The organism is Abyssisolibacter fermentans (genome assembly GCF_001559865.1).
Classification (GTDB): domain Bacteria; phylum Bacillota; class Clostridia; order Tissierellales; family MCWD3; genus Abyssisolibacter; species Abyssisolibacter fermentans.
Map to the genome: position 1 here is coordinate 1 of NZ_LOHE01000110.1, position 10,972 is coordinate 10,972.

Genomic DNA, 10,972 nt, shown 5'->3' on the forward strand with positions numbered 1-10,972 from the left:
CCTATGGTCAAGCGGTTAAGACACCGCCCTTTCACGGCGGTAACCCGGGTTCAAGTCCCGGTAGGGTCACCATTTTGTGGGCGCATAGCTCAGTTGGGAGAGCACCTGCCTTACAAGCAGGGGGTCATAGGTTCGAGCCCTATTGTGCCCACCACAAAATAAAATAAAGTTTTTCATCATTGCGGCCTGGTAGTTCAGTTGGTTAGAATGCCAGCCTGTCACGCTGGAGGTCGAGAGTTCGAGTCTCTTCCAGGTCGCCATAAAAATTGCTGGTGTAGCTCAATTGGTAGAGCAACTGACTTGTAATCAGTAGGTTGAGGGTTCAAGTCCTTTCACCAGCTCCATAAAACAAGGAGGGGTTCCCGAGTTGGCCAAAGGGGACGGACTGTAAATCCGTTAGCTGTGCTTTCACTGGTTCGAATCCAGTCCCCTCCACCAAATTAATGCGGAAGTGGCTCAGTGGTAGAGCATCGCCTTGCCAAGGCGAGGGTCGCGAGTTCGAATCTCGTCTTCCGCTCCATAAGAGTATGGTGGGTATAGCTCAGTTGGTTAGAGCGCCAGATTGTGGCTCTGGAGGTCATGGGTTCGACTCCCATTACTCACCCCATTAAGTTAAGGCGGCATGGCCAAGTGGTAAGGCAGAGGACTGCAAATCCTTTATCCTCAGTTCGAATCTGGGTGCCGCCTCCAATAATATAAGCACCCATAGCTCAACTGGATAGAGTGTCTGACTACGAATCAGAAGGTTAGGGGTTCAAGTCCTCTTGGGTGCACCAAAGCAAATGGAGGGTTGACGCAAAGATGCCGATTCTTCATTTTTTTTTATTTTTTGAATACATACCTTTAAAACAGTGTTAGTTTGTATCGGTAGCAATCACGCAACTAACAATTATTCCAATAGCTTTATTTATAATAAAAAAAATTTTTCTATAATAATCTACTCTTATTTTATTTCTCTTTTTTCTTATATTTAATCAGTAGCTACAAATCTAATTAATTACTGTTGTTTAAACTTTTTTGCCAAATTGGGTGTTAATATTGTTTTAACAAAATATTTTCTCAAGGTTTAAAAAAGTTAAAAGAAAGAATTATATTTTTTAAAATTAATCAAAATAGGGACTAGCCAATTAATGCAATTAAAAAAAACCCTTAGATGAAAAAGAGATTTTTGAATTGATAATATTATAATTTAGAAAAAGACAATTACAATGTTACAGAAGCTTATGCTAGTGAAATGGCTATTAAACATATAGATAGAGAAGATAGTTGCCTATAATAAATGAATATCAGATAGAAATGATTAGAGAACAATAATTATAAATATAGTATAATGAAAATGAAAGCTAATTGTATAGAGTATATCTAAACAAGAGTAAGTCAGTGGTGGAATTAAAAATTGTTAAATGCTACAAGTTTTATTAAAGGGTGATAGTAAAATGAAGAATAAATTTACAATTGGTCAAATGTCAAAACTACATAATATCAGCGTACATACTCTTAGGTATTATGATAAAATTGGACTACTTTTACCTAGTTATGTTGACTCTAATACTAATTATCGTTATTATGATGAATATGATTCTTATAAACTAGAAAAAATTAAAGTACTTAAATCAGTAGGTTTACCTATTAATAAAATTAGGATGTTATTAGAAGGAAACATAGATGAAGTAGAAAAATCCTTTTATGATATACGTAAAACTTTAGTAGATAAAATTTGTAATCTAAATGAAGTTGTTGCTTATCTTGATGAGCAGCTTAATCAGATTCAAGAGTTGAAAAGTGGTAATTGTTATATTGAACCTAAAATATTAAAAATTCCTAAGCGAGAAGGATATTTAATTAATGTAAATGAATCTAGTACAATAGTAGAACGGATAGAAGCTTTAGTTGATTTTGATAAAAAAAACAATACAAATTCAGATGTTTTCTTTAAACCTTCACGGTTAATGTATATCAATTCAAATGGAGAACGATATTTAAAGAATTATTTAGCACTTAAACGTAGTATGTCAAGTCGTGAAATTAACGATATATATATTTTACAAGATGAGTATTATGGGGTAATTGATCATATCGGACACTATGAAAATATTAATGAAAGTTATAATAAATTATTAAACTATATAAATAAAAGTGGAATGAGTATTGGAAACGAAGCTATAGAGATTTTAGTAATAACTTCAAACATAACGGTTAGACATGAAGAGTGGAGAACACAAATTCAAATACCAATTAAAATAAAGAATAGAGAGTAAAACTCTATTCTTTATTTTTGACTGGGAAATCTTCACCCTTAATCCACGTAAAACCATAAGCTAATAAAGTATCAACAAAATCTTTATTTCCAACACATGACCAGTTAGCTTTATAATGAAGTCCAAAATATCTTTGAGCCATATTTATATAACCAGTTGTTTCAATATTATTTAATATTTCATCAGATTATAAAATCGTTCCCCTCACTAAAAACTTTTGAGCTAAATTAATATTATTTATCCATATGCATTATGTTTTAGTTTTGCAACTAACTACTTATAATTGTTTAATTAAAGTATAAGCTTTAGAGTGGGTCTAGAGTCAATAAAGGATGCCGTGTTATTGAATTTCCTATTCTTCTCTAATATGAAACTTTTTCATTCCTAGGAGTAGTAATTCACAAGAAATCATAGATTTTAGTTCACTGCTCATAATTTTCTTTGAATAATCTGGTGTTATAGATATAATTGATGGAACAAAAAACAAGGGAACAAATTAACTGTTTATATTGCTATAAAATAGCAAACGAATAAACCGTCCCCTCGTTTGTGTAACTGCCCCTATATTATTTAAAATATGGGGCAATTAATAAGTAATGATACTAATATGAAATACCATTTCTGTTATCTCTGAAATCTAAACTCCCATTACAATAACTAGAGCATTCGCAATTAGCAAAAATATTCAAAGAACCTTGTAAATTTAAATTCTTTTTAAGTTTTTTCATACTAACCCTCCTTTCTTTATAAAATAATTCCATATATTAGATAATCTTACATGAAAATATGTTCCCATATATAAAAAATTATAATCCTAAATTAAACATGATTAGTGTAAAAATTACATGAAATAAAAGGTGTATGATATATATAGAAGTATTACTGAATTAGAAATGTTCAAAATAAAGTAATATTAAGAGTTCATAAGATAAAATTAATGGTATTTATAAGATTTAGTTTGTTGATACCATTAATTTTAAGTTATTCATAACTATTATACAGAGATTTAAAAGCTAGATAACATTTACATGCTTAGTTTTTAAGTATTTTTTGTCAATGAGAGAATAGATTGAGCAGAAGAAAGTAGGAGGTATAAATTGAAGAAAGAAAAGAGTAATTTAGTAAATATATATCAATTCAAATGGAGAACGATATTTAAAGAACTATTTGGCACTTAAACGTAGTATGTCAAGTCGTGAAATTAATGATTTATATATTTTACAAGATGGCTATTATGGGGTAATGATCATATAGGACACTATAAAAATATTAATGAAAGTTATAATAAATTACTTAACTATATAAATAAAAGCGGAATGAGTATTGGAAACGAAGCTATAGAAATTTTATTAATAACTTCAAACATTATCGTTAAACATGAAGAGTGGAGAACACAAATTCAAATACCAGTTAAAATAAAGAATAGAGATTAGGACTCTATTCTTTATTTTTGACTGGGAAATCTTCACCCTTAATCCACGTAAAACCATAAGCTAATAAAGTGTCAACAAAATCTTTATTTCCAACACATGACCAGTTAGCTTTATAATGAAGTCCAAAATATCTTTGAGCCATATTTATATAACCAGTTGTTTCAATATTATTTAACAGTTCATCAGCATATTTTTTTCCACCAATATCAGAAGCGACTTCATGGATTTGAGACAAATTAGATTGATTTAATGGGAATTTTTTATAATTATATTTTTCATCATGTAATTCTTTAAGTGTATCAATATCTAAATCCTTATAAGTTTCTTCATGAACTATGGCTTGAATGCCAAGTTTATTAGCAGGAGCAGGGTATTCTATAGGGTACCCTAAACTTACTAGTACAACTGGAAATACTCCTTCAGGAAGATTGAAAATAGATTTTAATTCCTTGAAGCAGCTTTCAACTGTACCTATATATACTGAACCTAATCCAACTGCATCAGCAGCTGTACATATATTTTGAGCACATATGACTGTATCTTGAAGGGCAATCCAAAAATGCCTGTAACTTTTTGTAGCCACAAAAGGAGCATTGCAAGCTTTTGCCCAGCGCCCAATTCTTCTCCAATCAATACAGAAAAGTAAATTTACTGGAGCATTTGCAACTAAATTTTGCATATCACAGTCATTGACTAAACGTTTTTTTGTTTCATCTTCCACTATTTTAATAATAGCATAAGGTTGCAAGTTTCCACCAGTAGCTGCATGTAATCCAGCGTTAATAATTTCATTTAATACATTCTCTGGTATTTCTTTGTTTTGAAAAGCTCTACAACTAGCACGTTCATAGAGCAATTTCATAGTTTCATTCGAATAGTTTTTATTCATCTAATCTCCCCCTAAAAATTTTTATTACTTAATTAAAGTATAAACTCTAGAGTAGGTCTAGAGTCAATAAAGATATGGAAATTTATTTAAAAAATATACGACAGTTTTTTCATTGGCAAGTTGCTACTTCTAGCTTATTGAACCAAAAAGGTAACATCTTAATTGATTATAATGGTATCTAATGACAAACACTAAGCCGTTTACTTGTTTTTTTAATCAAAAACAAAAATATCTTCAATTGGTGCTTTTACTATCCTTGATATATCAATTGCTAGTTTAAGGGAGGGATTATATTTTGCTGCTTCTAGTCGTATAATTGTTTCTCGCCTTACATTTACTTTGTTTGCTAATTCCTCTTGCGTCATTTCAGCAAGGTGACGGTATTTTTTTAAATAACATTTAAATTCAGCCATAGTACACCTACATTTTCTCAAATCTATAAAATGTAATTGCATAGGATAAAATCAATGAGGCAAAACATAAAGCACTGACGACAGTTAAAATTTCTTTGGTGACAAAATTTAATGGAGCAATTAGAAACAGAATTATAAATTCAAAAATAGCAATATTTAAAGTAAACGCTTTTGCATTTTTCGAATTCTCAATATAACGTTCATCAGTCATTTCATTGCCAATTTTATTTATCCAAAAATATGAGAAAAACCCAAAGAACGCAAATTGACTTAAAGTAGCAATGTTATGATTATTGAAATACTGAAAGCCCCCAAAACCTAAAAACCCTAAGAAACCCATAAATTTATAATGATTTTTTTTCATCTTTAAACCTCCGTAGTGATTTATATATCACATTATGTGACAATTATATCACTATCTTTTTATATAATCAAGAAATAAAGGTTTGATTGGTGAATAAAATTTCGAACATATACTGCTTATATACTAATTATTATAACTAAATAATACTATAAAAAAACAGGAGCATTATATAATGTTCCTATAAACCTTCGTTATGTCTATAAATATTAATAATTGTAGTTTATTTTGTTTTCTGTGTCTATTTTGCTACCTTAAAATTGATGATGATTAAAAATTATATGAGTATATAGAGTCTAAGATAATTCAAAAAAAATATTTACGTGATGCTGTAATTGGTGAAATCAAAGCTAATAAACTGCAATTTAAAACATCAATATGTACGAAAATATTATATAACTATATTGATAAGGGGATATTTATTTAATTAACAAATACACACTGCGACATTTATTATTGCAATTTATAGATGTTTTTTTAACACACCATTTTTACTTGACGATAACCGTTTTGCAGTATATCATTTATATGATAAAATATGTAATATAAATCAAAAAATTAAAAAAGTAAAACTACTAAGGGTGTGATTGTTTTCAGAAATTCTAATATAAAGCATTCAAAAGGTGCGTTTAGATTAATCAATATAAATATTATTTTTCTGTTGTTGTCATATGTTTTTCATATAATATATAAAAATGTAATATTTAAAACAAATGATTTGTATATTTTATTTTATAATTATTTTTCAACCTACATACCATTTATTATTTCAATTTATGTAACTACATATATTTTAAAATACATAAAGAAAAATACAGATGTTATCGAAAAAGTAGAAGTGACATTAGATGTATATAAGATTTTAATAATGGTATATATGTTTCATTATTGTATTAATACAGGTTCTTCTAGTATATCTGAAATAGCTCAATCATTAGGTTATTGTACAGGTTTTATTTATTTTTATAATGAAATAAAATATCAAAGATACTACAAAAAAAGTTATATACATGGTTGTGAAAATTACTTCTCATCAGCTTATATATATGAAAAAGTGTAACATAATAATTTGATTAATTTACCATATTAAACAAAGGCAAGATGATGGCTATCTTCTATGGAATAAAGAAAAAGACATGAAATATTCACTTAACGATTTACAAGTAAATTTTAAAAGAGAAGATACTAAATACTCAAAATCCAAAACAGATGAAGGATTTAGGACGAAAATGAAGAATTTCAATGAAGATGCTTGGAAAAAAGACGATATTCAATTGTCCTAAATGGTAACTTCGCAAAGTTTCTTCAAAATGAGAAACTAATGAAATTCTTGATGCAAACGAAAAACAAAGTATTAGTTGAAGCAAGTCCATATGATAATATATGGGGAATAGGTATGTCAGCTGAAAATGAAAAATAAAGAATCCTCTATTTTGAAAAGAGAGAACTTACTAGGCTTTGAATTGATGAAAGTAAGGGACGAGCTTCATAGAGTTTGTAAGAATTATGGTAAACTAGACTTGTAAAACAAAATACAACAATTCAATCTTTATTTTCTAGTTGATACAACTATACAGTAATAGAACTCGAAGGAGTGATTTTATGAAAGAACAAAATATTAAATTAAGTAAATTTATTAGTTTGATTCTTCGTCATAAGCCAGATGTTATAGGTGTAGAATTAGACCAAAATGGTTGGTGTGAGGTTGATGACTTATTACTTAAAATGAACAAAAAAGGTAAAAGAATAACTCAGAGTCTGCTTGATGAGATAGTTAGGACTGATAGCAAAGGGAGATATACATATAATAGTGATGGCACTAAAATACGTGCAAATCAAGGACATTCTATAGCTGTAGATGTCGAGCTACAAAAAGAAATTCCACCTAAATACCTTTATCATGGTACGATACAAAAGTATGTAACACCTATACTAAAAGAAGGTATAAAAAAAGGACAAAGACAATATGTACATCTGAGTACAAATATAGAAGTAGCGCAGACAGTAGGAAAGAGGCGAGGTATACCAGTAATTCTAAAAATAGAAGCAGGCAAAATGCACTTAGATGGCTATGAATTTTATTTATCAAAGAATAAAATCTGGTTATGCGATAATGTTCCGAGTAAGTATGTTAGTGTGATGTAATTTTAAATGTTGTAAAATGAAATCACGGTACGTGACAACAATAGTATAAGTATATAATAAAACCATAAAATTGTACAAAATTTTATGGTTTTATCATACGAGAAATTATGAAATAAAAGGGTTTTGATGATAAATATAGAAGTATTATGGGTGTATGGTTTTGGGCAATAGGGTTATATATTAATGAATTTACTTCTTGTAATTATGATTATAATGGGAAGCAAAAATGTTGTGACAAAAGTAGTTAAGATTTTAGTATTTTGTTAAGTTTAGAATGTGGTATTGTAAAATGCATTATAAAGTTTAACATTATCGATTAGTAAAAAATATTAATTATAATGTTTTATAAAAGTAGGTAGTTGCAAAACTAAAATATAAAAATGTGGATAACATTAATGTTTTAGCTTATAAATTTTAGATGAAGGGAACCATCTCTACACGTGATTGTATAGTCTTTTCAAATGTGTATAATCTTTGACGGTTCTGACAAGAGCCCGTTTCTTTTGATTTAAGTAAAAGCAATGTTTAGTAAAATAAACAAGGTGGAAAAGAAATATCAGAATAAATAGTTGAACAATTGAGTTTCCACTAAGATGGTTATTTTTAAACACATTGCTTATTATAAAAATAGGAAGTGAATTATTGTGATGTCAGCATTCAAAATGATTGCAGGAAGAATAGTACAATTTTTAATTGTAGCATTTACTGTCATACTACTGGTAGCCATACTTTTTAGAGGCAAAGATAAAAGTTTAATAAAAAGGTTTATTAAATTCTTAAGAAATGTAAAAGAAGGATATAAATACGCAACAGGTGAGAATGAGAAAATATCTAAAGTTATTTGTATTATTACACTAATAACATATATAATTATCACATTATATATTTTGTATGTTCAAATATATAACACGAATGGAGATAAAATACCACTAACAATATTTGCAACGATAATCGCAGCGATTCTTTTATATTATATAGTTGGAATACCTCTACTGATAATAAAAAAGATCGATGATTTTATAAGAACAATAGAAGATACGATAATAAGAAAGCATTTATCAGTAAGTTTTATTATCCTAGTTTGGTATAGTTTATTTTTTGTTTCAGCTGAGAGATATGTAACGGAATTATGGTATTTGGTTTTAATAGGACTTGCAATAGCTTATTTGCTTAATTTAAGAGTGATATTAGAAATAGTTTTAAAGCCTGTAGCACTAATAAATAAGAAAATTAATAGCGGAGAATTAAAGAAAAGCATCATATTAAATATTTGGATAGGTGCAATAATTGTTCTATTGATTATAATAATAAATCTATTTCTTAGCGTACTAGTAGTATATAAAGCATTCCCAAATGAAGCTTATAATCATACAAATATTGCTACTTTTGACCTGTTCTATTATACATTAATAACTTTTACCACAGTAGGGTATGGAGATATTGTTCCTAATATGATTATTACTAAAATATTGAGTGTTGTAATATCTTTTACAAGCGTTTTTTGTATTGTAGTTTTTCTAGGTTCGTTAGTATCATTAAATATAGAAAAAGAAGAAAGCCTATAATGGCTGATATACTACATTATAGAAAATCATAGTATATTCACTGGCTACTAAGAAAGTGTTTATTTTCAAAAACAATAATTCAAATCATTTTAAACTATAGTTTACTATTATTTTCATATGCCTTGCATCTAATATTTAAAAATGAAGCATTTGAAACATATAATTTAGTTCCTTTATTTTATAATTATTTTTCAACCTACATACCATTTATTATTTCAATTTATGTAACTACATATATTTTAAAGTACATAAAAAAGAATACAGATGTTATCGAAAGAGTAGAAGTGACATTAGATGTATATAAGATTGTAATAATGGTATATATGTTTCATTATTGTATTAATACTGGTTCTTCTAGCATATCTGAAATAGCTCAATCTTTAGGTTACTGTACAGGTTTTATTTATTTTTATAATGAAATAAAATATCAAAGATACTACCAAAAAAGTTATATACATGGTTGTAAAAATTACTTTTCATCAGCTTATATATATGAAAAAGTGTAACATAATAGTCTGATTAATTTACCATATTAAACAAAGGAAAATAGATTTTAAAAAAGCCTATCTATGTACCTAGTATACATAAAAAAATGAAGAGTTGACTAATAAGTCGATTTTTCATTTTTTCTTTTGGCAAAGTTGTTATGTTTGATTGTTAGATGTATAATAGTTTTATTGGTATATTTGAGATAGAGGTTATAAATATCATTATTGTTAATGGAGAATTTTAATGGTTTCATGGATTTTTTATGAAGGATGTATTAATTAATATGTTCTTATGAGAATGACATATAATTAAAATAAGCAGAGGAATAGGAGAGTGTATATGTTTTTAAATAGAAATGATAAATGTTGGTGTGGTTCTGGTCTAAAATATAAAAAGTGTCATATGGAATTTGATGAAAAAATAAAAAAATTAAAAGAGCAAGGATATAAAGTTCCAACCAGAAGAATGATTAAGAGCAATAAACAAATTGAAGGAATAAGAGAAAGTGCTAAGATTAACAATGGTCTATTAAATATTATTGGTGAAAATATTAGAGAAGGCATGAGTACAGAAGATATAAATACACTAGCCCATGAATACACAATATCTCATGGAGGAATACCAGCTGATCTTAATTATGATGGCTACCCAAAGAGTATTTGTACATCAGTTAATAATGTGGTGTGTCATGGTATACCCAGCGAAGATGTAATTCTAAAAGATGGAGATATAATAAATGTTGATGCAACAACTATGTTAAATGGCTATTATTCAGATGCATCAAGAATGTATGAGATTGGGAATGTAAGTGAAGAAGCTAAAAAAATTGTTAAGATAACTAAAGAATGTTTATATAAAGGAATAGAGTCGATTAAACCTTGGAAGAGTACTTTAGGTGATATAGCAGCAGCAATACAAGAACATGCAGAAAGTAATGGATACTCCGTAGTTAGAGAGTTTGGAGGACATGGAGTTGGACTTGCTATTCATGAAGAGCCTTTTGTGTGTCATTATGGAAAAAGAGGAACAGGTATGATATTAGTACCAGGTATGGTATTTACTATTGAACCTATGATAAATGGTGGAAGTCATGAAATATTTATAAATAGAGATAATGGCTGGACAGTATTTACAGCTGATGGTGAGCTTTCAGCACAATGGGAGCATACACTTCTAGTAACTGAAACTGGTGTAGAAATAATATCAAAATAAAAATGAAAAGCATGGTTGTAAAAAATCCTTTTTATCGCCTTATATAAATTAAAGTAGAAATTTAAGTTAAAGATATTTGGATTTATATTATAAATTAACACAAAAATATTAAAAAAAATATTTAATACGTGGTTGTAAAATTGTCTTCTTAGCGGCATATATATATGAATACATAGAAAACAAAGTCTTAACCCTGATTATTCATAT

At 28.2% G+C, this 10,972-nt stretch carries 14 protein-coding genes, 8 tRNA genes and 1 pseudogene; 18 read left to right on the top strand and 5 right to left on the bottom strand.

What is annotated here, in order from left to right:
- Positions 1–78 precede the first annotated feature (78 nt).
- From AYC61_RS19515 to AYC61_RS19555, 9 genes are all read left to right on the top strand, one after another.
- Positions 79–154, top strand: a tRNA-Val gene (locus AYC61_RS19515).
- 29 nt (positions 155–183) lie between these two features.
- Positions 184–260, top strand: a tRNA-Asp gene (locus tag AYC61_RS19520).
- 8 nt (positions 261–268) lie between these two features.
- Positions 269–344 (top strand) — tRNA-Thr (locus AYC61_RS19525).
- 8 nt (positions 345–352) lie between these two features.
- Positions 353–438, top strand: a tRNA-Tyr gene (locus AYC61_RS19530).
- Between the two features lie 7 nt (positions 439–445).
- Positions 446–520 (top strand) — tRNA-Gly (locus tag AYC61_RS19535).
- Between the two features lie 10 nt (positions 521–530).
- Positions 531–607: transfer RNA gene (locus AYC61_RS19540), tRNA-His, on the top strand.
- A 9-nt stretch (positions 608–616) separates the two neighbouring features.
- Positions 617–690, top strand: a tRNA-Cys gene (locus AYC61_RS19545).
- A gap of 9 nt (positions 691–699) precedes the next feature.
- Positions 700–776: transfer RNA gene (locus AYC61_RS19550), tRNA-Arg, on the top strand.
- Positions 777–1,436: 660 nt separating this feature from the next.
- Entirely contained in the window at positions 1,437–2,258 is an 822-nt protein-coding gene (locus AYC61_RS19555; RefSeq protein WP_162265491.1) for a MerR family transcriptional regulator, read from the top strand.
- Positions 2,259–2,262: 4 nt separating this feature from the next.
- Here AYC61_RS19555 and AYC61_RS21495 read toward each other — a convergent pair whose 3' ends face one another.
- Together AYC61_RS21495 and AYC61_RS22160 are read right to left on the bottom strand one after the other, a co-directional pair.
- The gene (locus AYC61_RS21495; RefSeq protein WP_156456541.1) at positions 2,263–2,400 is read right to left on the bottom strand and encodes a hypothetical protein; all 138 of its coding nucleotides are present in this window, start codon (positions 2,398–2,400) and stop codon (positions 2,263–2,265) included.
- 460 nt (positions 2,401–2,860) lie between these two features.
- Positions 2,861–2,986, bottom strand: coding sequence for a hypothetical protein (locus tag AYC61_RS22160; RefSeq protein ID WP_275935270.1), 126 nt, complete (start codon positions 2,984–2,986; stop codon positions 2,861–2,863).
- A 522-nt stretch (positions 2,987–3,508) separates the two neighbouring features.
- On the opposite strand from AYC61_RS22160, the gene AYC61_RS21910 reads away from it, so the two are divergent.
- Positions 3,509–3,691 carry a GyrI-like domain-containing protein gene (locus tag AYC61_RS21910; protein WP_275935271.1) on the top strand — a complete coding sequence of 61 codons (183 nt, stop codon included), beginning with the start codon at positions 3,509–3,511 and terminating at the stop codon, positions 3,689–3,691.
- A gap of 4 nt (positions 3,692–3,695) precedes the next feature.
- On the opposite strand, the gene AYC61_RS19560 is transcribed toward AYC61_RS21910, so the two are convergent.
- The 3 genes from AYC61_RS19560 to AYC61_RS19570 all read right to left on the bottom strand — a co-directional run bounded on the left by AYC61_RS19560 (position 3,696) and on the right by AYC61_RS19570 (position 5,357).
- A complete protein-coding gene (locus AYC61_RS19560) occupies positions 3,696–4,580 on the bottom strand; it encodes a nitroreductase family protein (RefSeq protein ID WP_066507161.1) in 885 nt (294 codons plus the stop codon).
- 212 nt (positions 4,581–4,792) lie between these two features.
- The gene (locus AYC61_RS19565; protein ID WP_066507171.1) at positions 4,793–4,993 is read right to left on the bottom strand and encodes a helix-turn-helix transcriptional regulator; all 201 of its coding nucleotides are present in this window, start codon (positions 4,991–4,993) and stop codon (positions 4,793–4,795) included.
- 7 nt (positions 4,994–5,000) lie between these two features.
- Positions 5,001–5,357: a DUF2178 domain-containing protein gene (locus AYC61_RS19570; RefSeq protein WP_066507173.1), complete on the bottom strand. Its 357-nt coding sequence runs from the start codon at positions 5,355–5,357 to the stop codon at positions 5,001–5,003.
- Between the two features lie 271 nt (positions 5,358–5,628).
- On the opposite strand from AYC61_RS19570, the pseudogene AYC61_RS21915 reads away from it, so the two are divergent.
- The 8 genes and pseudogenes from AYC61_RS21915 to AYC61_RS19595 form a co-directional block, all read left to right on the top strand.
- Positions 5,629–5,769 (top strand): annotated as a pseudogene (locus AYC61_RS21915) (IS30 family transposase); the annotation flags it as partial.
- 168 nt (positions 5,770–5,937) lie between these two features.
- Positions 5,938–6,414 (top strand): hypothetical protein, encoded by a 477-nt coding sequence (locus tag AYC61_RS19575; protein ID WP_066507179.1) that lies wholly within the window; start codon positions 5,938–5,940, stop codon positions 6,412–6,414.
- 76 nt (positions 6,415–6,490) lie between these two features.
- Positions 6,491–6,637, top strand: a complete 147-nt coding sequence (locus AYC61_RS21920; protein ID WP_242866847.1) for a hypothetical protein — start codon at positions 6,491–6,493, stop codon at positions 6,635–6,637.
- The gene (locus tag AYC61_RS21925; RefSeq protein ID WP_242866848.1) at positions 6,607–6,774 is read left to right on the top strand and encodes an NADAR domain-containing protein; all 168 of its coding nucleotides are present in this window, start codon (positions 6,607–6,609) and stop codon (positions 6,772–6,774) included. The genes AYC61_RS21920 and AYC61_RS21925 overlap by 31 nt, the downstream gene beginning before the upstream one ends.
- Positions 6,775–6,956: 182 nt before the next feature.
- On the top strand, positions 6,957–7,499 hold the full coding sequence (locus tag AYC61_RS19580) for an RNA 2'-phosphotransferase (RefSeq protein WP_066507181.1): 543 nt from the start codon (positions 6,957–6,959) through the stop codon (positions 7,497–7,499).
- A gap of 647 nt (positions 7,500–8,146) precedes the next feature.
- On the top strand, positions 8,147–9,064 hold the full coding sequence (locus AYC61_RS19585) for a potassium channel family protein (RefSeq protein WP_156456543.1): 918 nt from the start codon (positions 8,147–8,149) through the stop codon (positions 9,062–9,064).
- Positions 9,065–9,186: 122 nt separating this feature from the next.
- Positions 9,187–9,570 carry a hypothetical protein gene (locus tag AYC61_RS21505; protein WP_156456544.1) on the top strand — a complete coding sequence of 128 codons (384 nt, stop codon included), beginning with the start codon at positions 9,187–9,189 and terminating at the stop codon, positions 9,568–9,570.
- Positions 9,571–9,892: 322 nt separating this feature from the next.
- The gene (locus tag AYC61_RS19595; RefSeq protein WP_066507198.1) at positions 9,893–10,765 is read left to right on the top strand and encodes a methionyl aminopeptidase; all 873 of its coding nucleotides are present in this window, start codon (positions 9,893–9,895) and stop codon (positions 10,763–10,765) included.
- Positions 10,766–10,972 lie beyond the last annotated feature (207 nt).